The organism is Acidocella sp., assembly GCF_050253495.1.
GTDB lineage: Bacteria > Pseudomonadota > Alphaproteobacteria > Acetobacterales > Acetobacteraceae > Acidocella.
In genome coordinates, this window is the sequence record NZ_JBFWIX010000001.1 from 402,542 (window position 1) to 425,567 (window position 23,026).

Sequence of the window (23,026 nt, forward strand, 5' to 3'; positions counted from 1 at the left end):
AAAGGCAGGAAACAAAATGGCAGGCTTCACCGGCCTTACTTTGCATTCGACCATAACCGAGGAGGGGCAATTGCTGCTTTCCGCCGAGGAAGTCACGGCTCCACCGCCGGGACCGGGGGAAATCATCGTGCGGGTCGAGGCGGCACCGCTCAATCCATCCGACATCGGGCTGTTGCTGGGGCCCGCGGATTTGTCCACATTGCGGAGCATACCCGGGGACAAATTGCCAGGTGCCGCCGCACTTGTGCCCCCCTCCAAGCTCACCAGCCTTGCTTCACGCTTGAACCGGGCCCTGCCTATCGGCAATGAAGGGGCGGGCAGCGTCATGCAGGCTGGCGAAGGCGCTGAACATCTGCTGGGGCGCAAAGTCGCCTTCCTCGCCAATGGCGGCGCTTATGCACAATATAGAACCGTCAAAGCGACGGAATGTCTCGTGCTTCCGGGGACCGTCTCCATCAAGGAGGCTGCCGGGGCCTTCGTCAATCCGCTAACCGCGCTTGGCATGGTCGAGACGATGCGCCGGGAAAATCACCACGCGATCGTGCATACAGCCGCCGCATCGAATCTCGGGCAAATGCTGAACCGGCTCTGCTTGGCCGATGACGTGCCGCTCGTAAACATCGTCCGCAATCCGACTCAAGCGGATTTGCTGCGCGGGCAAGGAGCACGCCATGTCGTGGACAGTTCCTCTGCCGATTTCCAGGCCAGCCTGGTCACGGCACTGGAAGAAACCGGCGCCACCCTTGCCTTCGATGCAATCGGCGGTGGCACCATGGCCTCGGTTATTCTGGCTTCAATGGAACAAGTTCTCAGCAGACGTTTAAGACAGTATAGCCGCTATGGTTCGCCTGTGCCCAAACAGGTTTATATCTACGGCTCGCTGGATACGGGACCCAAAATTTTCGAAGGCCAGTTCGGCATGGCATGGAATGTCGGGGGATGGTTGATGAGCTGGTTTTATGAACGCATCGGCGTCAGCGAGGCCGCGCGGTTGCGCTCACGTGCGATAGATCACCTGACCAATATTTTCGCCAGCCATTACAGCAAGGAAATCACGCTGGCGGAGGCGCTGTCTCCTCCGGTGATTCAAGCCTATGCCCGCCGTGCGACCGGAGAAAAATATCTGCTTTTACCAAATGAACAACTCGCCTGTTAGAACCCAGTGTACAGAATAGGCTATACCAAGAATTTATGGCGATTTTACACTTTATATGAGGCAAGCATATCTCTCCCGTGGCAGATTTTCTCTGAAGAATTTTCATGAGGCTGGTATTGCCCAGGAAGCGGGAGAAAACGGAAATTGCCAATCGTTGTAACTGAAATCGAACGCGCCACCGCTGATGTGGCGGTCGCGTTGGGGCCATTTGGCGTGGCGACGATACATGAAGCGCAAGGGAAAACTGGTTTAATGGCGCCTTATCTGCGCCCAATCTACCGCCCCGCGCAGATTTCCGGCCCAGCCGTGACATGCGAGGTAACACCAGGAGACAATTGGATGATCCACGTCGCTGTGGAACAATGCCAACCAGGCGATATTCTCGTGGTTACCCCGACCAGCCCATGCGAAGACGGTTATTTTGGCGATCTGCTGGCGACCTCGTTAAGGGCCCGCGGTGTGAAAGGACTGGTCATCGACGCAGGTGTACGCGACATCGCGACACTCACGGAAATGGGATTCCCAGTCTGGTCCAAAGCCATTTACGCACAGGGCACGGTGAAGGAAACCATTGCGAATGTAAACATACCCGTGATCTGTGCGGGCACGCTGGTGCATCCTGGTGATGTTATCGTGGCAGATGACGACGGCGTTGTGGTGGTAAAAGCACGGACGGCAAAAGAGGTTCTGGAAAAGGCCCGAGCCCGGGAGGAGAGCGAGGCGGCCAAGCGGGAAAAGTTAGCCAGCGGCATATTGGGCCTGGACCTTTATAAAATGCGTGAGAGCCTGGCAAAGAAAGGGCTGCGCTATGTCAAAAGCGCCCGGGAGGGCTGAACTGTGCAACGCGCGATTCCGGCTATGTTAATGCGGGGGGGAACCTCGAAGGGGCTATATTTCGCGGCATCCGACTTGCCGGCGGACAAGATGATGCGTGATCTGGTTTTGCTCTCGGCAATGGGATCTCCGGATGTACGGCAAATCGACGGGCTGGGTGGCGCACATCCATTGACCAGCAAAGCCGCGCTTCTCTCTCCGCCTACACACCCAGCGGCTGACATCGATTATCTGTTTCTACAAGTTTCGGTCGACACGGCGGAAGTCCGTGACGATCAGAATTGTGGTAATATCCTCGCAGGTGTTGGCCCCTGGGCCGTGGAAAACGGGTTTATACAAGCCCAACCTGACATCACGCCCGTGAGGATCCATATGGTGAATACAGGAACCTTGGCGGTGGCGTATGTCCCCACACCAGGCGGAACCGTTGAATATGACGGTCTCACACGAATTGATGGCGTACCGGGAACAGCAGCCGCCATTCCGATTGATTTTCTGGATATTGCCGGTTCCAGTTGCGGCGCCTTGCTGCCTACGGGCAATGTAACAGATGAGATTGGGGGGGTTGAAGTTACCTGCGTCGATAACGGGATGCCGGTGGTGCTGATCCGCGCAACCGACCTTGGCAAGACAGGACATGAATCCCCCGCTGAACTGGAAGCCGACGACGTATTAAAGCACCGGATCGAACTTATTCGGCTTGCCGCTGGACCGCTCATGAATCTCGGTGACGTGACAAAAAAAACAGTACCTAAAATGACACTACTGGCTCCCGCCAAAAATGGCGGATTCATCTCCACACGCAGTTTTATTCCACATCGCGTGCATGAGGCGATCGGTGTTCTAGGAGCCGTTTCCGTGGCCACGGGCTGTGTGATGCCAGCCTCCATCGCCTCTGGTTTGACGTCGACAAAGCAAATAGAAGAGAGTTCAACCTTGGATATCGAGCATCCGACGGGGGCTTTTTCCGTCTCCATGAAAGTAAACGGAGAGGGGAAAATGCTGAAGGTTGAACGCGCCGCCTTGCTGCGCACCGCACGTAAGTTAATGAAAGGTGAGGTCTATATCAAAGGCGCCATCCGATCAGCCGATATGGTGGAAAACTGGGAACATGTCTAATTCAGAAAAAAAAAGACTGGTTATCGATTGCCATGGTCATTACACCACCGCTCCAGCTCCTCATCAGGAATTCCGCAAACGTCAACTTGACTGGGTAGCGTCGGCCACAGGACCAGCGCCGAAGCCAGGATCAATTAGCGAGGCTGAAATTCGTGAGAGTATCGAACAAAACCAGCTCAGGTTACAGCGAGAACGTCGTGTTGACATAACAATTTTCTCCCCACGCGCCTCGGCCATGGCACCGCACGAAGGCAATGAACGGACTTCACAGGATTGGGCTCGGGCAAACAACGATCTCATCAAACGCGTCATCGATCTCTACCCTCAACACTTCGTTGGCGTTTGCCAACTGCCACAATTTCCTAACGCATCCATGGATGCTTCCATTGCAGAGTTAAAGCGCTGCGTGAATGAGTTGGGGTTTATTGGTTGCAATTTGAATCCAGACCCATCAGGCGGTGCATTCAATGCCCCTCCCTTGACCGATAAAAGCTGGTATCCATTCTATGAAACTTTGGTTGAATTAGATGTGCCGGCGATGATTCATGTATCCGGATCATGCAATGCCTGCATGCATGCAACCGGGGCTTATTACATAGCTGCGGACACCATCGCTTTCATGCAGCTTATTCAAGGAAATTTATTCAAGGATTTTCCATCTCTGCGCTTTATCATTCCTCATGGCGGTGGTGCCGTGCCGTATCATTGGGGACGTTACCGAGGATTGGCTGATATGCTGAAGCGGCCAAACCTACGCGAACATGTGATGAGAAATGTGTTCTTCGACACCTGTGTTTATCACCAACCTGGCGTGGATCTTCTAGCCAGAGTCATCGATATCGAAAATATTCTATTTGGGTCTGAGGTAATCGGTGCCGTACGCGGCATTGACCCTGAGACCGGGCATTACTTTGACGACACCAAACGTTACATAGATGCATTAGCCCTGGACAATACTGACAAAAACAAAATTTTTCAATCGAATGCTCGGCGTGTGTTTCCAAGGCTCGATGCCCTGTTGAAAACACAAGGACGATAGATCTGTATTAAGGTGGGCAACACGCCGAATCACGCGTAAGGTTTAGAAAGTCTGTCTGTAACGAGGTCGGACGCCAGTTTTGACGGATGGTGAGGCCAATGGGCCTGGCAGAACCTGGAACTGGTGGCCCGATGCGGGTCAAAACACCATGTTTTTCTTCCAGCTCAAACTGATACGGGGACATTAGGGTCAACCAGTCGCCATTACACATCAGATTTCTTGCCAACAAGACCGAACCCGTTTCAATACTCTGTACCGGCAATGCCAGACCCTCTGCTTGAAAAAACGCCTCCCAAACATGCCGTGAGGGCGAATTGGCGCTAGCCACAACCCAAGGATACCGAGCCAATATGCTGGGTGACGGACATATATTGGCCGCGGGATGATTAGAACGACCAACAACAAAAAGCTCATCCGTAAACAGTTTTGTTTGCTCGATATTAGGATCAAGACCACCCGTCCGGAGAGCACCAAATATAAAATCAATATCTCCGCGCCTCAATTGGCTAAGTAATTCAGTATATAATCCTTCCGCCACAGTGATTGCTGCTTTTGGAAACCTATCGCTGAATCGTGCAAGCAGTCCTGGCAGTAAAGCCGAATGAGCCAAGGGGAGAGAGCCGATGGCGATACGCCCAATACCAGGATCTTGTAAGGTAGAAAGTTCATCTAACCCCGACAGGATACATGCCAAGGCAAGCTGAATTTGTTCAGCGAACTGCCAAACAAATGAACCTACCAGCAAACCATCACGGTTCGACAAAAAAAGCGGTATTTCAAGAAACTGGCCAAGATCTCTGACAGACCGATATATGGAAGGTTGCGACAAACCCAGCTTACGCGCAGCACCACTATAGCTTCCAGCTTCCAAAACGGCCAGAAAAGCATGTAACTGAGAATAGCTGACATAGCGCTCCGGAAACAGGAAAGGTTTCAGCTTGTTGTTTTGCCGCAGAGTTTGGATGGCGGTTGCAATCCGATTTAATCCATCCTGAACATAGGGAAAGAATAATTCACCCGCAGCTGTTGGTTTCATACCCTGATTATAGCGTTCGTAAAATTTATGACCCAACTGCTTTTCCAATTTACGAAGCGCATGGGTAATAGCAGGCTGGGAAAGATGAAGCACCTTAGAACAAGCGCTAATACTACCAACATCGCAAATGGTAACTGCAGCCAACAGATGACGGAGGTTCAACTCATCTAAACTCTGCATAACAGTGCCAATAGAAATAATTTATGGGGCGATCAAGTTTTGATTAGCCATTCGTGATCATTTGGCTTTTAAAGTGTTGCGCTTCTGGCACCATCGATCAGACGCTCACACCGCAGGAAAATAGAGGGGAACATGGCTAGAATAATTGGTGCAATCGCAACGTCTCATACTCCCACGATAGGTTATGCGTTAGATACAAACAAGCAGAATGAGGTTGACTGGTCACCTATTTTCACGGCCTATGAACCGTTGAAGACATGGTTGGCCGATAAACAACCGGATGCGGCGATCATCATTTATAATGATCATATCACTTCTTTCTTTTTTGATCATTATTCACCCTTCGCATTAGGAATAGACGAACTTTATCATGTTGCGGATGAAGGAGGTGGCAAACGGAATCTGCCACCAATCACAGGACATGCTGAATTGTCACGGCACATCGCGTACTCTCTTTCAGCAGACGATTTCGATATATCATTATTTAGAGACAAACCCCTCGATCATGGATGTTTTTCACCTATTTCCGTATTAATGCCTCACGCTGTACATGGCTGGCCCTTGAAAATCGTGCCCTTACAGGTTGGTGTTCTACAATTTCCATTACCTAGTGCTCGGCGCTGCTATAAATTGGGGCAAGCATTGCGTCGTGCCGTGGAAAGTTACCCTGAAAATTTGAAGGTCGTGATCTTTGCAACGGGAGGTTTGTCGCATCAGGTTCATGGTGAACGCTGTGGATTCAACAACACTGAATGGGATTCTCGTTTCATGGATCTTATCGAGAATGATCCAGAAATATTAGCCGACATGACACTGGCGGAGTATGCAACGCTAGGCGGCATGGAGGGTGCAGAGGTGATTATGTGGCTAATCATGCGGGGAGCGCTATCAGCCAAAATCAACTGTACAAGCCGTAATTACTATCTTCCTTCCATGACGGGTATTGCCACTGCGATCTATGAAAATCACGCGGATATCCAAAATGACGTATCCATTGCACGCCATTATGCGAAAATGACAGAGCAACTCGCCGGTATCGAAGTGCTACCAGGCACTTACCCCTACGATCTGGAACGCAGCGCAAAAGGCTACCGCGTAAATAAATTTCTACATAGCCTAACGAATGAAGATGTCCGAAGAGATTTTTTGGATAACGAGGCCGATATATTGGCAAAAGCAGATTTAACCGATGAAGAGCGCCGCTTAGTCGCGACACGAGACTGGCGTGGCTTAATCCATCATGGTGCCATCTTTTTTGTTCTTGAAAAACTCGGTGCTGTTTCAGGTATTAGCAACCTACATATCTATGCCGCCATGAAAAATTTAGCTCTAGAGGAGTTTCTAAAAACCCGCAATGCACCCGTGCTATACTCCGTAAGCGGAAAGTAGGGTTGGACCCAAGCCAATTCAAATTTCTTACCCTGCCCAGCTCGGCAATCTGAAACAATTTTATATTATGACAAAATCGTCAACTTGACTTTTTTGTTTATATGTACTGTTCTAATTTCAAGAGAACAGAAGCTTAAACCTTTGTCAGAGACTGAGGGAGAGAAAATGGGAATTACGATTCAGGATATCGTATATGTACGATACCAGGCACCGGACTTAGATATAATGCAGTCCTTTTTGGAAGATTTTGGCCTGAAGTTAAGCGCAAGAACAGAGCGTGCGCTTTATATGCGGGGCACAAGCTCAACACCACATATCCATATCACCGAATTGGGAACCAAACCAACGGCTCTTGGATTAGGTTTACTGGCTCCTTCATATGCGGCACTTGAGGATTTAGCTTCTGAAACCGGTGCAAAAATAGAAGAAACCGGTGAGCCGGGAGGGGGCGTATGCATCCGCTTGACTGATCCTGCCGGCATGCGAGTTGAAGTGCTTTTCGGGCAAGATAAATTGCAGGAACTGACGCATCGCGCCGCACTGACCATGAACCCCGCCATGCCCCGGGCACGATTTGGTGATGTTCAACGTCCAATGGCTGGTCCATCGCATGTTGTACGGTTGGGACATACAGTCATTCACACACCGCATTTTCGCGAGACAATGGATTATTATCAGAAAATGTTTGGCATGCGTCCTTCCGATACATATTATGCCGGGCAGAAGGAAAACATGATAGGAGCATTCCTGCATTGCGGGTTGGACAAAACGTATACGGACCATCATACTATTGCCATCCTGGCTGGTGAACCAACAGGATTTGATCATTGTGCCTTTGAGGTCGTAGATTTTGATGATTTGATGCTAGGCAACCAATATCTGTTGGAAAAGAACCATTCCCATTCATGGGGAGTCGGCCGACATGTGGCAGGCAGTCAAATATTCGACTACTGGCGCGATCCATTCGACAATAAAATTGAGCACTGGACGGATGGAGATCTAGTCAATGATGATTATGAGCCGGTTCATACCGAGGTTGGTCCTAGCACTCTGGCACAATGGGGGCCGCCGCTTGAATTTGAGAGTTTTGCAAAGCTTTCACGCTTCTCCTACGAAGACTAACATTCCATTTCATGGTTCCTTAGTGATTTAATCTAAGAACCATGATTTTTGTTCGCTGTTTTAGGACAATTTTCTTTATTTAACCGCCTTGCGTTGCCGGAAAATCTCCAGCGCCTGTTCTACCTTTGTTGAAGATGCCCCTAAGGCACGCATGGCGGTCCGCACGACCTCATCTAGATGCCAACCACATGTTTTTTTTACAGCCATTCTCGCAAAACTGCGCATCATCAAGCCATTGACGACGTCATAAGCTATAGAAGAAGAAAGCTTTGCAAACAGACCATCTTTTTGCCCCTGGCGCAAATCAAGAGTAAAGCGACGCTCTGCGGCGGAGCCGGCACCATGTTCCAACCGGGCCATAAAGCCACTCCAGGCCATATCCTGACGGCCTGTTTCCAAATAAAAACGCAATGCACAGGCAAAACGTTCCACGGGATCACTCAAGCCAACAAGCTTAGCTTCCACTTGTTGGTTTAATATATTTAATTGCCATTGCTCCGCGGCTTCATGAAGCTCTTCCACTGTCCGAAAATAATTATAAAAAGTGCCACGTGAAACGTTAGCCACCCGAACGAAATCCTCGATCACCAAAACCTCTCCGCCTTGCGCGAAGAGTGGAATAGCAGCCTCGATGATTCGCTTTCTTGTATCCGCACGGCGGCGTTGGCCTGTTAAAGTCCTGTGGTCGGACATTTCTGCTCGCTCCCGCAAAAATAACCCCATTGCTGGGGTTATTTTTTAAGCTGTGAGAGCAGTCCCATGCAAGGCGTACCTGAGATCAGACCTCCGGTTCAAAACAATTTTCAATATGACCAAGACGACTTACTTCCACACGAACCACATCTCCCGGTTTCATGAAAGTGCCTGTCTGGATACCTACATTCGCGGGAGTGCCTGTAATCAGAAGGTCTCCCGGCTCCAATGTCATGACTTGGCTTAAATACGCAATTTGCTCGTAAATGTCATAGATCATATCCCCGGTGGAGGTTTTCTGTCTTGGTTCACCATTCAACGACAAGGTTAGCTCTAATGCATGCGGATCTGGAATTTCATCGGCCGTGGTAATCCAGGGTCCAATCGGACCATGTGTATCAAACGATTTGCCTAAAGTGAAAGTCGGAGACCTGAATTGCCAGTCTCGCGCGGTGACATCATTGGCAACGAAATAACCCGCGATGACACCAAGCGCTTCTTCCCGCTTCACATGGCGGCAACGTTGGCCAATGACGACCCCCATCTCCGCCTCATAATCAACCTTATATGGTGCCGCCCTGGGAATCTGTACGTGGCCATAGGGGCCAGTTATGCAACTAACCTGTTTGTTAAACCAAAGCTGTGAGGTCGGTACCGGTACACCCGCCGCAGCGGCTTCCTCGGCATGGGCTTTGTAGTTCATACCAATAGCAAGGAATTTTTGAGGATCCGCGATCGGCGCTTCCAGCACTACGTCAGACAAGGCATAGGAAGGCGCCGTGACATTTTCCAGAATGGCCCGCTGGTGCGGGAATACCGTCAACAACGCACGCATGGAATGGCCACAAGCAGGCATGGCGGCGGTAAGATCAATGATCCGTCCGTTCTCGATCTTACCGAGACAGGTTATGCCATCTTTTGAAAATCTGGCTAATTTCATGAATTTTCCTTGTAGAATAAGAAGTGGATGGTCAAATGGCACATGAGAGATTGATGGGCTTGAATAAAGACCGTTCTATGCCTCTTCTCTCAGGCCGTTACTGTTTGGCCGACGGATACTGTCTTTTTTTCACGAATGAAAATAGCGGCAACGACGACAAGTAAGATTGCCACAGCCCCCATCTGCAATGGAAAAGCCAGACCAAATTTCGGAATCAATGCACCCGCCACGATGGGAGATAATGTTGAACCAAAAATCTCGCCCACCATATTGCAAAGCCCGACAGCAGTGCCCGCTAAACGCGGCGGTACGGAACTGCTGGGAATCAGCACCACCGCCAAACTAGTGATTGGCTGCCCACCTTGGGTCAAGAATAGGATCGCCGCCAAAAGCCACGGCATATTGTAAAGTGCCGGTGTAAGTAATGCCACGGGCAGAAAGAAGGACAGCGCACCGAACAAGCCCAAAGTACCACGCCGGCTAAAGCGACGAAGCAGGGCCGGCACCAAGGCGACAATGCAAAAACTGCCCAACCCGGCCGCTCCGAGCAGAAACCCTTCTTCGGTTCCTGGCTTACCCATGACCTGCGTGATGTAGAGGGGCGCAAAGGCGTTTTGTAGCATCAACCAAGTGATCATGCCCGTTGAAGCCAAGCAGCAGAGGAGCACGTTCCGGTTTCGCAGCACATCCAATAGATTGCCGCTATGGATATCCTCATCGGGGACATCGCCTTCCACCACGGCGGGCGGCTCCTTCACAAAAGCCCAGGCGATAAATCCTAAAACAAACCCAGGAACGCCAGCAATACAAAACGCAATACGCCAACCATAATGCGCGGCGACCTGTGTGGTCAGAACCGGAGCCAGAGCCAACCCAGCCAATGCGGCGGCACTAACAACGATACTGGTGTTACGGTCGCGCGTCGCCGCACTGGAAGAACGAACGACAATCACACTCAGTACGGACCAACACGGTCCTTCAGCAATGCCCATGATGGCGCGGGTTAGCAAAAGCTGGTGAAAATTTTGCGCTAAGCCGGAAAGACATGACATCGCGGAGAAAATGAAAATCATTGGGATCAACACTTTGCGCCGACCGACTTTATCAGAAACCATACCGAATATGGCTGACGAAATAGCCCACGTAACAGAAATGACAGCTGCTAGCACGCCTATATCTTGATTGGAAAGATGAAGATCGGGCGCAATATAGGGTGCTAAATAAAGCAGGCTCATGCGATCCAGGAACAAGGTTCCCCAAACACAAAACATAAGGGCGACAAGCGCCCACTCATAGCGCTTCTGGTCGGCGGTCAGCATGAAGGCATTTCCCCTTTAATTTCTTGGCTGTTTGATTCAGGCTGCTTGCAAGGCGCTCATAAAGAAGGATCTCAGAGCCAAAACCAGTTGGTCAGCCGCATCCGGCCCACTGGCGGCGCCAAAGACATAGAAATCCGGCCGGACTAACACGGTGTCCACATCAATCTCGTTGAGCCAGGCTGTGTAAGCACCGCCAACGTCACGAATATTGCCACCAGGGCCAAACCCCGCGCCGAGACCGCCAATCCCATCCCAGAACGCGCGTAATTCCGGGTTAAGTGTGAGGCTGGGATTTTTGCCCCGAGAAAGCAAGACAAAGCCCCGCCCAACGGCGCGATCCAGCAGGCCTACGCAACCGTTACTTTCCACGATTCCACCAGCGGAAAGTAACCCACCACCTGACACCACCATACCAGGACCAAGCCTGGCAGGCGGCGGGGGCGGTGGGGCCAAGGACGGGTTTTGCCGTATGGCACATAACGCCTGGTCTCGTATGGCAGCGGCTTGCGGATCTAGCACACAGATCACCTTGCCAAGCTCAATGGCCGTTTTGACCCATATTTCCGCATGCACACGGCGCTCACTGCCATAACTATCGAGAAGCGTTTCAGCGGATTGGCCATGCAATGCAAGATCAAGCCTCCAGGCCAGGGAAGCGGCATCGCGTACACCTGCGCATAACCCCTGCCCGGCAAAAGGCGGCGTGAGATGCGCGGCATCCCCGGCAATGAAAACACGCCCCTGTCGCCATCTATCCGCCACTGCACCGCGGAAACGATACACGGCGTGGCGTTCCAGAACGGCGTTTTCAGGCGTGACCTTCCACGGTGTGAGCAACGCCCAGGCACGCTCCGCGCAATTCAATTCCTCCAGCGTTTCACCGGCCAGGGCCATGAATTCCCAACGCCGCCGCCCCGGCCCACCGGAAACCACCGTTGTAGGACGCGCGGGATCGCAGATTTGCAGCATCACATCATCATCGACGGGCAGCTTTACGCCAGGGCAAGGCCGCACATCCACCACCAGCCAATCGGCGGAGAAACCAAGATCGACAAGATGGCCGCCAATACCAGCGCGAATAAGGCTGTTGGCACCATCCGCTCCCACTAGATAGCGCGCCTGTATATCCAATCCTGACACGGTCCGCAGTGCGATGCCATCTTCATTCTGCGTAAAGCTCGACACTTCCTGCCCACGCAGGATGGTGATCAGCGGATGCTTCAATGCCTCTTCATTGAGAACAGCCTCTAATTCCGGCTGGCTGAATACATAGGAATTTGGAAAACCGCTAAGACCAGGCCCATTCCAAGCTAGTTCAAACAGCAATTCATGGGCGGCATTCCGCCATTGATAAGTTCCCGGCAACCCGACCTTGGAGGACATGGCGCCACTCACACCGACGGCATCGAGTATACGCGCGACTTCATGGTCATAAGCGATAGCCCGCGGCAAAGGATACGGGGCTGTATGACGCTCCAGAATCACAACCCGGTGCCCTTTGCCAGCCAATAACAGCCCAAGCACGAGTCCAGTGGGACCACACCCGACAATCGCGGCGTCGTGGAGCATCTGCCCGTCAGCTTCCATCATCACGTTTCCTGTCTTTTAATTTTGCGCCTCCGAGGCGTAGCAGCACAAAGGCCAGGAACACGATTAAGGAAATAAAATCCATTCGTCAATAAAAATGCATTTTATTATGATATGAGTTTTCTGTGGATTTCATGCATTATTCTGGTTAATCGAAGCATATGAGCCGTTTATCCTCCCCAAGCATCACCCAGGGCGCTTATGAGCGCTTGCGGGCCGACCTTCTCCACGGCGCCCTGGTGCCAGGGCAAAAGTTGAAACTAAACGAACTTTGCGAGACCATGGGGATCAATCTCAGCGCAATGCGGGAGGCTCTATCGCGTCTTTCGGCGGAGGGACTTGTAACCGCCGAGCCACAGCGGGGCTTTCGCGCCGCCCCCCTACAAGCGGAGGAATTACGCGACCTGGCGGAAGCCAGGGTCGAAATCGAGGTTTCATGTCTACGCCGCTCCATCTCGGCGGGAGATCTCGAATGGGAGAGCCGGCTGGTGGCGGCGACGCATCGGTTACTGCATTTACCAACGGAAGCGGAACGGCCCACACACGACCTTTCAGAAGCCTGGAGACAGGCCCATGCCGATTTTCACGCCGCATTATGCGCGGCTTGCCCCAATCGTTGGCTATTGCGCCTGCGCGAACAACTCTTTGTTCAAAGTGAACGCTACCGGCGGCTTTCCGTGCCGCTTTCGGTTCGAGAGCGGGATATAAATAACGAACATAAAGGATTGCTGGATGCCGCCCTGGCGCGGAATGTGGATTTGGCCTCACAGCTGATGGAAGATCATTTGCGGCGCACGGCGGCAATATTATTAGGCACGCCAGGCTAGCCCCCTACCGAACAAGTTTATGCCAAGCTCAAAACACCGCCATGCGAAACAACGGACCAAACCGGCAAACGCCGATTAAAAATTCACATTATGTGCTCCCTTGAGGCACAGGCGCTCCCGTACCTCATCCGGTGTGGCGATCGTGAAATGCAGTTCCTCCAAGATTCGACGGATTTTCAGCACCTGTTCGGCGTTTGATGAAGCAAGTTGTCCGGGACCAATGGAAAGACTGTCCTCAAGCCCCACACGCACATTCCCCCCCAGCAATGCGTTGTGGGTGCACATTGGAATCTGATACCGCCCGGCGGCTAAGACCGACCATTCCACATCACTCCCAAACAAGCGTTGTGCGGTACGAACCATGTGCAGCAAATGGTCGATTTCACCACCAACCCCTCCCAGAATGCCCAAAATGAACTGCAAGAAAAGCGGACCGTCATATAGTTTTTGGTCCATCATATAGGCAAGATTATAGATATGACCGAGATCGTAACATTCAAACTCGAAACGAGCGCCATGCTCTTGCCCCATGCGCTTCATAATCGCTTCAATGCTCGCAAAAGAGTTTTCAAACATTCCTCTCTTGCCTGATTCCAGGAAAGGGCGTTCCCAATCATATTTATAATTCTTGATACGCCGAGAACCAGCGAACAAACCGTTATTGATCGATCCCATATTGAGAGAGGTCATTTCCGGGCTGGCTCGTTCGGGAGCAGCCAAACGTTCATCAACGCTCATACCTGGCGCCCCGCCGGTTGTCAGATTCAGCACGGCGTTAGTTTGTTGCTTGATGCGCGGCAGGAATTGCATGAACACATCCGGATTAGCCGTGGGACGGCCATCTTGCGGGTCGCGTGCATGCAAATGAATAATGGAGGCCCCAGCCTGCGCCGCCGCCACGGATTCCATCACAATTTCATCCGGTGTGATCGGAAGGTGGGGAGACATTGACGGTGTGTGCAGTGAACCTGTGATGGCGCAAGTCACGATAACGCTTTTCTGTTTCATATTTCCTCCCCCGCCTCAAGGCGGGGGAAAGGGCTTTCCCGCCGCGATGTTCTAAGCTGGTCGTTAGCAGGTAGCATGAAAAAAAATGCATTAAAAGAGTTATATGCATTTTCATTGTGGCTTTAGGCTCAGGATCCGTTGGTTTAGGTTAGCATCTCCGATGCCCAAGCTCCGTTTAGGAACAGGCCGGACCTTTCAGGCCGACCGTTGGCTCAATGATGGAGGGGTAAGATTTACGCGGCGTCTTTGATTGCCGCCGCCTTCACGTCTTCGTCGACATGTTCCGCAAAGCTTTCAAAATTTGCGACGAAGCGCTGCACAAGCTCCTTGGCGGCCTTGTCGTAAGCGGTCTTGTCGGTCCAGGCCTGACGTGGGTCCAGAACTTCGTCCGGCACATCGTTTACATGCACGGGAATGGCGAGGCCAAAGAATGGATCCGTACGATATTGCGCCTTGTCCAGTTCACCCGTGAGGGCGGCGCGCAGCAAGGCGCGGGTGTGGGCGATGGACATGCGCTGGCCCACGCCGTAGGCGCCGCCGGTCCAGCCGGTGTTCACCAGCCAGCAATTGGCGCCGTGCCGACGGATGAGTTTTTGCAGCAGCTTGCCATAAATCTGCGGATGGCGGGGGAGGAAGGGGGAGCCGAAACAGGTGGAGAAAGTGGCTTGAGGCTCGTTGCCGAGCCCTTTCTCCGTGCCCGCTACCCGTGCGGTGTAGCCGGAGAGGAAATGATACATGGCCTGTGCCGGGGTAAGGCGGGAGATGGGCGGTAGCACGCCGAATGCATCGGCGGTGAGCATCACCACGTTTTTAGGTATGCCGCCCTGGCCGGAGAGTTCGACATTCGGGATGAATTCGACCGGATAGCAGGCACGGGTGTTTTCGGTGAAGGTTTTGTCCGTAAGATCAAGCCGACCGCGCGGGTCGGCCACCACGTTTTCAAGAACCGTCCCGAAACGGTGTGAGGCGGCCCAAATTTCCGGTTCGCTCTTCTGGTTGAGGTCGATCACCTTGGCGTAGCAGCCCCCCTCGAAATTGAAAATGCCGTCTGGCCCCCAGCCATGCTCGTCATCGCCGACCAGCCGGCGGGCTGGGTCGGAGGAAAGAGTGGTTTTGCCGGTGCCAGACAGGCCAAAGAACAGCGCGCTGTCCTCGTTGGGGCCGATATTGGCGGAACAATGCATGGGCAGCACATCCTTGGCGGGCAACAGCCAATTCATCACGGTGAAAATAGATTTCTTGATCTCGCCGGCATATTCGGTGCCGGCGATGAGAATAAGCTTTTCCGCGAAGGAGAGGGCGATGGCGGTGGTGGATCGCACCCCATCGATTTCTGGATCGGCCTCGAAATCCGGAGCATGCAGAATCACGTAATCGGGCTTGAACTCGGCCAGTTCGTCTTCCGCCGGGCGAATGAACATGTTGCGGGCAAATAGTGCATGCCAGGCGCCGGTGGTGACCAGCCTCACGCGGATACGGTTTGCGGGGGCGGCGCCGGCGTAAAGATCCTGGGTGAAGAGTTCGCGCCCTTGCAGATAAGCCTGTATCCGGGTTTTCAGCCCATCGAATTTGCCGCGAGGCAGTTTCTGATTGACCTTGCCCCACCAGACCTCACCCGTGGTTTCGGGGTCGTCGGCCACGAATTTGTCCGTGGCGGAGCGGCCAGTATGCATGCCGGTCCGCACGATCAACGCGCCTTCGGCCGAGAGGCGGCCCTCTCCTTTGCGCAATGCGTGCGCCACCAATGCCGGGGCGGTGAGATTGGCATGCAAGGCGGCGGCGGCGCGCACACCAGTGCCCTTTAGCGGGGCGTCGTCGCGGAGGGGGGCATTGTCGGTCATTTTGCTCGGAAGATCCTCTGTTAAACGCAGGCGATGCCATCTTTCATAAGCACCGATTTCCTGGGCTTCAACAGCCGACGCGATGTCGTTGTAGGAAAATTTAATGCTGCAATGCAGAAAATTTTAAAATTCAGTCTTCTTGAAACCGCCCGTAGGGTCTGAGTTTGAAACGGTTGGTTTCCAGAACTTGGCAGCCCTAAAGTCTATGTAACTTATGGCATAAGGATGAAATTTCTGAAAGATTTCGCGCTGCCTTTGTCCGCCAGAGGCTTCGCCGGTGAAAAGCAGGCTTGCAGGCTGGGTTGGCGCGCAAGGGCCGGATATGCGGGGATAGTCCTGAAAACAGCAAGGGGTGGGGTCGTATTCAAGTGCCGGAGACGGAGAGCGTGGCGTGAGACATGCCATCCTGCGTTGTGGCCAGGATGGCGTGGTGGGAGCTTTCGTGTCAGCGACGAGGCTTTGCTCAGCTTTTGCTCTTGATTTGCTGCCATAATCCGGTCACTCCCTGGCGTCAGAAAGGCCATGAATGCAATGATTGGGTCTGCACTATGAAACAAACGATCGCCCTGGTCGACGACGACCGCAATATTCTGGAATCCGTGCAGATGACGCTGGAGGCTGAGGGATTCATGGTCCGTACCTATACGGATGGGGAATCCGCCTTGCAGGCACTGCTGGCCAAACCGGTGGATCTGGCGGTGCTGGACATCAAGATGCCCCGCATGGACGGCATGGAGCTGCTACAGAAATTGCGGGCGCGTTCCGCGTTGCCGGTGATCTTTCTGACCTCCAAGGATGACGAACTGGACGAGTTGATGGGGCTACGGCTGGGCGCGGACGACTACATCACCAAGCCCTTCTCCCAGCGTCTGCTGCTGGAGCGCATCCGGGCCTTGTTACGCCGCAATGAATCCACCCGCGCGGAAGCCAGCGGGGCCGCTCCGGCCAGTGTGCTGACCCGCGGCGACCTGACGCTGGACGAAACCAAGCATCAATGCCTCTGGAAGGGCAAGGACATCCAGCTGACCGTGACCGAGTTTCTGCTGGTGAAGGCGTTGGCGCAGAGGCCCGGCATGGTGAAGTCCCGCGACCAGCTGATCGATGCCGCCTATGGTGAGAATGTGTATGTGGATGACCGCACGATCGACAGCCACGTCAAGCGCCTGCGTAAGAAGTTCCGTAATATCGATGGCGAGTTTGACCAGATCGAGACGCTGTATGGCATCGGTTACCGCTATAAGGACGCTTGATCCTGGCTCAGAAACCTCGCTTGTCGCGCCTGCTGCGCGACATCCTGCTCGTGAATCTGCTGCCGCTGGTGCTGATTTTCGCGGCCTTGCTCTATCTGGATCAGTATCAGCAAGGGCTGCTCACCGCTGAGGTTTCCGCGCTGCGCGAGCAGGCGCGGATTTATGCCGGGGCCATTGCCGAGACAGCGGTGCAAGACAATAACGGGCAGCAAACACTGAATCCCGATCTGGCGCAGCCGCTGCTCTATTCCCTGACTGAACCGACCCCCAATGCCCAGGCGTTGATCTATGGGCCGGATGGTGAGTTGATTGCCAATTCCCGTGTGCATCCTGGGGTTGGCGGCGTCATTGTGACCGAGCCGCTGGCAGCGCCTCCGCCGCCGGGGCTGTTTTCCCGGATCATTGGCTTTATTTACGACCATCTCTCAGGTTCGGTGACGGGGAACGGCGATGAATCCGGTGTGATTGGCTCGGGGGCGGGCCAGAACCCGAATACGCTGGGGTGGCAGCCCGATGCGCGCACGGTACTGCAGATGACATCCACCGGCCAGGGGCAGGAGGCGCCGCCATTCGTGCGGCGAGACCCAGGAGGTGTGCTGCTGGTGACGGTGGCCGAGCCGATCGAGCATGGGCAGCAGATGGTGGGCACGGTGCTGCTGACGCGCGAGGCCTCCGAGGTGGACGCGGCGGTGCTGGCGGTGCGGATTTCCATCCTGATCCTGTTTGCGCTGGCGTTGGCGCTGACCGTCATCGTCTCTTTCTATCTGTCGCGCACCATTGCCAGCCCGATCTCGCGTCTGGCGGCGGCGGCGCAGCGCATGCGCGAGGGCCGGGCTGGCGCGCAGACATTGCCAAAGGCCGTGACGGGCCGCAACGATGAGATCGGCATGCTGGCCCGCACGCTGGAAGGCACGTCTCAGGCCTTGTGGTCGCGTATGGACGCGATCGAGAAATTCGCCGCGGACGTGGCGCATGAGATCAAGAACCCGCTTTCCTCCATTCGCTCGGCGGTGGAGACGTTGTCGAGGGTGGAGGATCCGGCCCGGGCATCGCGGTTGCTGGCGATCGTAACCCAGGACGTGGCGCGGCTGGACCGGCTGATCACCGATATTTCTGACAGCTCGCGGCTTGATTCCGAATTGTCTCGAAGCCGATATGAGATCGTCGACATGGCCCGCATGCTCGCCACGCTGGTGGAGATTCACGATGCCACGCGCAAGGAGGGCAGCCCCTTCATGGCATTTGACGCGCCCGCCGCTGGATTGCTGGTGCGAGGGTCCGAAACGCGGCTCGTGCAGGTTTTGCGCAACCTGATTGGCAACGCGATCTCCTTCAGCCCGGAGGCGGGCAAGATCTTCCTGCGCGGGCGGGAGACGGGCGGGATGATCGAGCTTGCGGTGGAGGATGAGGGGCCGGGTATTCCAGATGCAAAGCTCGATTCCATTTTCGACCGTTTTTATTCCGAGCGGCCGCAAAGCGAGCAGTTTGGCAGCCATTCAGGGTTGGGGCTGTCCATCTCCCGGCAGATCGTGGAAGCGCATCAGGGCCGGATTTCAGCCGAGAACCGCCGGGATGAGAACGGGCGCGTGGTTGGCGCCCGCTTCGTCATCAGATTACCGAAAGCAGGAGAATAACATAGCATGCTCACCGTCATCGATCATCCTTTGGTGCAACATAAGCTGACATTGCTGCGCAGGAAGGAAACGACGACAGGTGGGTTCCGCCGTCTGGCGCGGGAGATTTCGCTGCTGCTGGCCTATGAGGTGTTTCGTGACTTGCCGTTGGAGCCCATTACCATCGAAACGCCGATGGAGGAGATGGAGGCGGTGCAGGTGCAAGGCAAAAAGCTGTGCTTCGTCTCGATCCTGCGCGCGGGCTCGGGCATTCTGGACGGTATGCTGGACCTGGTGCCCGCCGCGCGGGTGGGCCATGTGGGCATGTACCGCGACCAGACAACCCATGAGCCGGTGGAATATTATTTCAAGGTGCCGGAGTTGCTGGAAGAACGGCTCTGTGTGGTGGTGGACCCGATGCTGGCCACCGGCCATTCCGCGGCCGCGGCCGTCAGCAAGCTGAAGGAGGCTGGCGCCTCACGGTTGAAATTCGTTTGTCTGCTGGCGGCGCCCGAAGGGGTGAAAACATTTGAGGCGGCGCATGCCGACGTGCCGATTTATACAGCCGCGCTAGATCGGCAATTAGACGAAAACGCCTATATTTTGCCTGGGTTGGGGGATGCCGGGGACAGGCTGTTCGGTACGAAATGACAGCCAAGCCGGGCGAAATCGCACCTTCGAAACCCATGAAGAAGGCGGATGTGCCGTTGTTTCTCACGGCCATTGCGGCGGGAAACGAGGATCCGCGCACGGAACTGCATTACAGCACGCCCTTCCAGCTTCTGGTGGCTGTGGTGCTTTCCGCCCAGACAACGGATGTGGCGGTGAACAAGGTCACGCCAGCTTTGTTCGCCGTGGCGCCGGATCCAGCGGGCATGGTGGCGCTGGGGGGGGCGGGGATCGGTGAGAAGATCCGTACCATTGGGCTCTGGCAGGCAAAGGCCAAGAATGTGGCGGCGCTGGCGCGGCAATTGTTGGAACGCCATGGCGGAGAGGTACCCGGCACCCGGGAGACGCTGGAAGCCTTGCCCGGTGTGGGACGTAAGACCGCCAATGTTGTGTTGAATGAGATTTTCGGCCAGCCCACCATGGCGGTGGACACGCATATTTTTCGGCTGGGCAACCGCACCGGCATTGCCCCCGGCGCCACGCCGCGCGCCGTGGAAGATGCGTTGGTGAAGCGTATTCCGCGGGAGATGCTGAAACCCGCGCATCTCTGGTTGATCTTGCACGGGCGCTATGTGTGCAAGGCCCGTAGGCCGGAATGCTGGCGTTGCGCCGGCGCGAAATGGTGCACCTACAAGGATAAACCACCACATCCATGAAGAGGGGATGGGTAAGGGCGCGCATAGCCTGGGTGGGGGCCGCTGGTTGGGCATCGGGAATCTCGATGTTGCCAATTCAGAACTATTGATTTGTTGATCTATGATACCGGCTGCCATAAGTTTGGCAGCTCATTTGGGCGCGGCTGACATGGTTGGTAAACCTGTCCGCGCGCTTGGCCGGCGCGGTGGAGAGAACTAGCTGGCGACTGCGGAAGGAAAGGCGGGCACCGGTCTTGGACAGGGAACTCACGGCCAAAACGGCCGTTGACGACGCCGCACGTGATGGTCCACCCCTGACAGGGCTCGGGTTCGGTAGAACGGCGCTGGCTTTTGCGTTTGTGTTTCTGCTCGCCTGGTTGAGCATGATCGGTCGCAATGGTGTGGTCGGTGTGCCGACGATTTTACCAGCGAATGGTTTGTTGCTGGCACTGATGCTGCGTACCCCCACACGCCTGCATGTGATTTATATGCTATGTGGCGTTGCCGCCTATGTCAGCGCGGCGATGTTCATGGGGCTGACAGTTGATAGCTGTCTGCGGATCGCCACGGTCGACTTCGCCGAGCTGCTCATCGCACGCAGTCTATTATGGCGCTATATGGGGCGGCGCATAGAATTATCCGAACCTGAGACTCTATGGCGTTTCGCGCTCTATGTCGCCATTCTCACACCCGCCGCCGCGACGGCATTGAGCGCCGTGATCAGGCTGGTTCTGGGCCAGCACTTGTCCTTGTCCCTCTTGGTCAGCTTGTTTCTGGCGCATGGGCTTGGGTTTATTAGTTTTGCCCCGTTGGGGTTGTCGATCTGGAGTGGAGACCGTCAAGGCGTCAGAGCCGTGCGTTCGGGCTGGCGGGTGATTTCAGCGGCGGTGCTGGTTGGTGTGTCTGTTTTTGTATTCTGGCAGTCCAGCTATCCGCTACTGTTTCTGGTGCTGCCCCCCCTGGCGGGCATGGTGGTGGTGGGCGGCTTCGCCGGCGGGGCGCTCGGGTTGTTTCTGATCACCATCATCGCCAATATTTTTACATTATATGGGCTTGGGCCGGCGCAGCTTGTCAGCAGCGCCGATTTGACGCCGAAGATCATTGTGGTCCAGATTTTCGCCGCGACCGCCGCCTTGCTGGCCCTGGTGCTGTCCGTTGTGCTGGCCGAGCGCGACCGTGCCGAGAAAGCGCTGCTGTCTGTTCAGCATGGGTTGGAAAAGCTGGCAACCTTGGACAGTTTGACCGGGCTTGCCAATCGCCGCCGGCTCGATGAATGCCTGGATCAGGAATGCCGCCGCGCTCAGCGTGAGGGTGTGCCGTTGTGCGTGTTGCTCATCGATGTCGATTTGTTCAAGTCGTTCAATGATCAGTATGGGCATCAGGCGGGAGATGCTTGCCTGCGCCGGATCGCCGATGTCTTGCGTGGCTTTTGCCGGCGCGGAGGGGATCTGGCCGCGCGTTATGGCGGTGAGGAGTTTGCCGTGGTTTTGGCCACTGACCTGAAAGGCGCCGTGTTCCTGGCGGAAAGCATAAGGTCGGGGATTGCGCGATTAGGCATTCCCCACGCGGAGAACACTGCGCATGGTAAGGTGGTGACCGTGAGTATCGGCGTTGCGAGCCTGACGACCGATGCCAGCCGAGGCACCCCATCCGATCTGCTGCGGGAGGCCGATATGAGGCTTTACGAGGCTAAGCGTCATGGCCGAGACCAAGTGCAAGCCCCGCCGTTGCGGCCGACCGCACCCGTGCCGCCGTTTTTGGCGCGCGAGCCACGGGGGTGAGCGTATCCGCCAGAACAGTCCTGTAGGGCCGGTGGCGATTCATCATAAGGTAAGATCTTAAAGCCATGTTGTTTGTCCCACATCCAGGGTAAAGAAGCGCTCTGGTGGGATATTGGCTTGTGCCAGGGCCAGCTCCAGCTCCATCTCTGGCGCGTCGATCGGCTCGCTGGTGAGTTGGAAGGTGCCGAAATGCATGCCGATGGCCCGCTGGGCATGCAGGTCCTGAAAAGCGCGCACGGCTTCGACCGGGTCCATATGGACGCTGGCCATCATCTCACGTGGGGCATAGGCCCCGATGGGTAGCAGCGCCAAGTCTGGCGCGCCAAGACGGTAATGGATTTCGCCGAAGAATTTTGTATAGCCGCTATCTCCGGCGAAATAGAGTTTCCGGCCGCGATAATTCAGCATGAACCCGGCCCAGAGCGTCTTGTTTCTGTCCCATAAAGTGCGGGCGGCGAAATGCCGTGCCGGTGTCGCGGTGACATGGATGCCATGCACGGTGACATGGTCCCACCAATCCAGCTCCACGGCGCCGGGCAGGCGCTGGCGTTTCAGGAAGGATGCGTTGCCAAGGCTTGTGACGATCCGTGCCATGGGAAAGCGTCGGTGGATGTGCCGCAAGGAGAGAATGTCCATATGGTCGTAGTGATTATGAGAGAGGAGGATCAAGTCGATCCGGGGCAGAGCGTCGATGCTCAGGCCTGGATCGCGCACACGTTTTGGCCCGGCGAAGCGAACAGGGGAGCAGCGTTCCGAAAAAACCGGATCGGTCAGCACGTTCAGCCCCTCCAGGCAAAGCAGAAACGAGCTGTGGCCGATCCAGGTGATGCTGGGCTGGGCTGGGTCCGGCGGTGGGTAGGGCGTGTTTTCCACATGGCTAGGCCATCTGGCCCAGTTGGCCTGATCCCGGCTCATGCGGGCCTTGAGCAGCCGGAGCATGCCTCCCCGGCGGCGTGTGCCGAGGTGGTGTGCGGGTTCGGGGTTGAAA

At 54.9% G+C, this 23,026-nt stretch carries 20 protein-coding genes; 12 read left to right on the forward strand and 8 right to left on the reverse strand.

The features are described from left to right. Positions 1-16 precede the first annotated feature (16 nt). The 4 genes from AB7D48_RS01930 to AB7D48_RS01945 all read left to right on the forward strand — a co-directional run bounded on the left by AB7D48_RS01930 (position 17) and on the right by AB7D48_RS01945 (position 4,148). Positions 17-1,156, forward strand: coding sequence for a zinc-binding dehydrogenase (locus AB7D48_RS01930; protein WP_427975599.1), 1,140 nt, complete (start codon positions 17-19; stop codon positions 1,154-1,156). 144 nt (positions 1,157-1,300) lie between these two features. Further along, positions 1,301-1,990 (forward strand): 4-carboxy-4-hydroxy-2-oxoadipate aldolase/oxaloacetate decarboxylase, encoded by a 690-nt coding sequence (locus AB7D48_RS01935; RefSeq protein WP_427975601.1) that lies wholly within the window; start codon positions 1,301-1,303, stop codon positions 1,988-1,990. A gap of 24 nt (positions 1,991-2,014) precedes the next feature. After that, positions 2,015-3,109 (forward strand): 4-oxalomesaconate tautomerase, encoded by a 1,095-nt coding sequence (locus AB7D48_RS01940; protein ID WP_427975663.1) that lies wholly within the window; start codon positions 2,015-2,017, stop codon positions 3,107-3,109. Next, positions 3,102-4,148: an amidohydrolase family protein gene (locus tag AB7D48_RS01945; RefSeq protein WP_427975603.1), complete on the forward strand. Its 1,047-nt coding sequence runs from the start codon at positions 3,102-3,104 to the stop codon at positions 4,146-4,148. Before AB7D48_RS01940 ends, AB7D48_RS01945 begins: the two co-directional genes overlap by 8 nt. Positions 4,149-4,155: 7 nt before the next feature. Here the strand turns inward: AB7D48_RS01945 and AB7D48_RS01950 are convergent, their stop codons facing one another. After that, positions 4,156-5,364 carry a LysR substrate-binding domain-containing protein gene (locus AB7D48_RS01950; protein WP_427975605.1) on the reverse strand — a complete coding sequence of 403 codons (1,209 nt, stop codon included), beginning with the start codon at positions 5,362-5,364 and terminating at the stop codon, positions 4,156-4,158. A gap of 132 nt (positions 5,365-5,496) precedes the next feature. Here AB7D48_RS01950 and AB7D48_RS01955 point away from each other — a divergent pair, with 132 nt between their 5' ends. Then, entirely contained in the window at positions 5,497-6,753 is a 1,257-nt protein-coding gene (locus AB7D48_RS01955; RefSeq protein ID WP_427975607.1) for a gallate dioxygenase, read from the forward strand. Between the two features lie 165 nt (positions 6,754-6,918). After that, positions 6,919-7,875 carry a VOC family protein gene (locus AB7D48_RS01960; RefSeq protein WP_427975609.1) on the forward strand — a complete coding sequence of 319 codons (957 nt, stop codon included), beginning with the start codon at positions 6,919-6,921 and terminating at the stop codon, positions 7,873-7,875. 75 nt (positions 7,876-7,950) lie between these two features. Here the strand turns inward: AB7D48_RS01960 and AB7D48_RS01965 are convergent, their stop codons facing one another. The 4 genes from AB7D48_RS01965 to AB7D48_RS01980 form a co-directional block, all read right to left on the reverse strand. Continuing rightward, positions 7,951-8,568, reverse strand: coding sequence for a TetR/AcrR family transcriptional regulator (locus tag AB7D48_RS01965; RefSeq protein ID WP_427975611.1), 618 nt, complete (start codon positions 8,566-8,568; stop codon positions 7,951-7,953). Positions 8,569-8,653: 85 nt separating this feature from the next. Next, positions 8,654-9,508: a fumarylacetoacetate hydrolase family protein gene (locus AB7D48_RS01970; RefSeq protein ID WP_427975613.1), complete on the reverse strand. Its 855-nt coding sequence runs from the start codon at positions 9,506-9,508 to the stop codon at positions 8,654-8,656. Positions 9,509-9,597: 89 nt separating this feature from the next. Continuing rightward, positions 9,598-10,827, reverse strand: a complete 1,230-nt coding sequence (locus AB7D48_RS01975; RefSeq protein ID WP_427975614.1) for an MFS transporter — start codon at positions 10,825-10,827, stop codon at positions 9,598-9,600. Positions 10,828-10,863: 36 nt separating this feature from the next. Beyond that, positions 10,864-12,417 carry a bifunctional 3-(3-hydroxy-phenyl)propionate/3-hydroxycinnamic acid hydroxylase gene (locus AB7D48_RS01980; RefSeq protein ID WP_427975616.1) on the reverse strand — a complete coding sequence of 518 codons (1,554 nt, stop codon included), beginning with the start codon at positions 12,415-12,417 and terminating at the stop codon, positions 10,864-10,866. Positions 12,418-12,575: 158 nt separating this feature from the next. Between AB7D48_RS01980 and AB7D48_RS01985 the strand changes: the two genes are divergently transcribed. Continuing rightward, complete coding sequence (locus tag AB7D48_RS01985) at positions 12,576-13,241, forward strand: GntR family transcriptional regulator (RefSeq protein WP_427975617.1); 666 nt, start codon at positions 12,576-12,578, stop codon at positions 13,239-13,241. Between the two features lie 75 nt (positions 13,242-13,316). Here AB7D48_RS01985 and AB7D48_RS01990 read toward each other — a convergent pair whose 3' ends face one another. Both AB7D48_RS01990 and AB7D48_RS01995 read right to left on the reverse strand, forming a co-directional pair. Continuing rightward, positions 13,317-14,249, reverse strand: a complete 933-nt coding sequence (locus AB7D48_RS01990; RefSeq protein WP_427975619.1) for a 3-keto-5-aminohexanoate cleavage protein — start codon at positions 14,247-14,249, stop codon at positions 13,317-13,319. 233 nt (positions 14,250-14,482) lie between these two features. After that, on the reverse strand, positions 14,483-16,090 hold the full coding sequence (locus AB7D48_RS01995) for a phosphoenolpyruvate carboxykinase (protein WP_427975620.1): 1,608 nt from the start codon (positions 16,088-16,090) through the stop codon (positions 14,483-14,485). 548 nt (positions 16,091-16,638) lie between these two features. Here AB7D48_RS01995 and AB7D48_RS02000 point away from each other — a divergent pair. The 5 genes from AB7D48_RS02000 (at position 16,639) to AB7D48_RS02020 (ending at position 22,038) form a co-directional block, all read left to right on the forward strand. Then, positions 16,639-17,340, forward strand: coding sequence for a response regulator transcription factor (locus AB7D48_RS02000; protein ID WP_427975621.1), 702 nt, complete (start codon positions 16,639-16,641; stop codon positions 17,338-17,340). Positions 17,341-17,369: 29 nt separating this feature from the next. Further along, positions 17,370-18,974, forward strand: a complete 1,605-nt coding sequence (locus AB7D48_RS02005; protein WP_427975664.1) for an ATP-binding protein — start codon at positions 17,370-17,372, stop codon at positions 18,972-18,974. Between the two features lie 6 nt (positions 18,975-18,980). Then, on the forward strand, positions 18,981-19,604 hold the full coding sequence (upp, locus tag AB7D48_RS02010; RefSeq protein ID WP_427975622.1) for a uracil phosphoribosyltransferase: 624 nt from the start codon (positions 18,981-18,983) through the stop codon (positions 19,602-19,604). Then, on the forward strand, positions 19,601-20,278 hold the full coding sequence (nth, locus tag AB7D48_RS02015; protein ID WP_427975623.1) for an endonuclease III: 678 nt from the start codon (positions 19,601-19,603) through the stop codon (positions 20,276-20,278). Before upp ends, nth begins: the two co-directional genes overlap by 4 nt. Before the next feature lie 362 nt (positions 20,279-20,640). Continuing rightward, positions 20,641-22,038, forward strand: a complete 1,398-nt coding sequence (locus tag AB7D48_RS02020) for a GGDEF domain-containing protein (protein WP_427975624.1) — start codon at positions 20,641-20,643, stop codon at positions 22,036-22,038. 57 nt (positions 22,039-22,095) lie between these two features. Here the strand turns inward: AB7D48_RS02020 and AB7D48_RS02025 are convergent, their stop codons facing one another. Next, complete coding sequence (locus AB7D48_RS02025; RefSeq protein ID WP_427975626.1) at positions 22,096-22,977, reverse strand: MBL fold metallo-hydrolase; 882 nt, start codon at positions 22,975-22,977, stop codon at positions 22,096-22,098. Between the last annotated feature and the right edge of the window lie 49 nt (positions 22,978-23,026).

Excerpts from the sequence above, each read along its gene's own strand:
- AB7D48_RS01950 (WP_427975605.1), bottom strand. The coding sequence starts at position 5,364 with ATGCAGAGTTTAGATGAGTTGAACCTCCGTCATCTGTTGGCTGCAGTT.
- AB7D48_RS01945 (WP_427975603.1), top strand. The coding sequence starts at position 3,102 with ATGTCTAATTCAGAAAAAAAAAGACTGGTTATCGATTGCCATGGTCAT.
- AB7D48_RS01940 (WP_427975663.1), top strand. The coding sequence starts at position 2,015 with ATGTTAATGCGGGGGGGAACCTCGAAGGGGCTATATTTCGCGGCATCC.
- AB7D48_RS01985 (WP_427975617.1), top strand. The coding sequence starts at position 12,576 with ATGAGCCGTTTATCCTCCCCAAGCATCACCCAGGGCGCTTATGAGCGC.
- AB7D48_RS01955 (WP_427975607.1), top strand. The coding sequence starts at position 5,497 with ATGGCTAGAATAATTGGTGCAATCGCAACGTCTCATACTCCCACGATA.
- AB7D48_RS02020 (WP_427975624.1), top strand. The coding sequence starts at position 20,641 with ATGATCGGTCGCAATGGTGTGGTCGGTGTGCCGACGATTTTACCAGCG.
- AB7D48_RS01960 (WP_427975609.1), top strand. The coding sequence starts at position 6,919 with ATGGGAATTACGATTCAGGATATCGTATATGTACGATACCAGGCACCG.
- AB7D48_RS01930 (WP_427975599.1), top strand. The coding sequence starts at position 17 with ATGGCAGGCTTCACCGGCCTTACTTTGCATTCGACCATAACCGAGGAG.
- AB7D48_RS01970 (WP_427975613.1), bottom strand. The coding sequence starts at position 9,508 with ATGAAATTAGCCAGATTTTCAAAAGATGGCATAACCTGTCTCGGTAAG.
- upp (WP_427975622.1), top strand. The coding sequence starts at position 18,981 with ATGCTCACCGTCATCGATCATCCTTTGGTGCAACATAAGCTGACATTG.
- AB7D48_RS01980 (WP_427975616.1), bottom strand. The coding sequence starts at position 12,417 with ATGATGGAAGCTGACGGGCAGATGCTCCACGACGCCGCGATTGTCGGG.
- AB7D48_RS02025 (WP_427975626.1), bottom strand. The coding sequence starts at position 22,977 with ATGCTCCGGCTGCTCAAGGCCCGCATGAGCCGGGATCAGGCCAACTGG.
- AB7D48_RS01990 (WP_427975619.1), bottom strand. The coding sequence starts at position 14,249 with ATGAAACAGAAAAGCGTTATCGTGACTTGCGCCATCACAGGTTCACTG.
- AB7D48_RS02000 (WP_427975621.1), top strand. The coding sequence starts at position 16,639 with ATGAAACAAACGATCGCCCTGGTCGACGACGACCGCAATATTCTGGAA.
- AB7D48_RS01965 (WP_427975611.1), bottom strand. The coding sequence starts at position 8,568 with ATGTCCGACCACAGGACTTTAACAGGCCAACGCCGCCGTGCGGATACA.
- nth (WP_427975623.1), top strand. The coding sequence starts at position 19,601 with ATGACAGCCAAGCCGGGCGAAATCGCACCTTCGAAACCCATGAAGAAG.
- AB7D48_RS01975 (WP_427975614.1), bottom strand. The coding sequence starts at position 10,827 with ATGCTGACCGCCGACCAGAAGCGCTATGAGTGGGCGCTTGTCGCCCTT.
- AB7D48_RS01995 (WP_427975620.1), bottom strand. The coding sequence starts at position 16,090 with ATGACCGACAATGCCCCCCTCCGCGACGACGCCCCGCTAAAGGGCACT.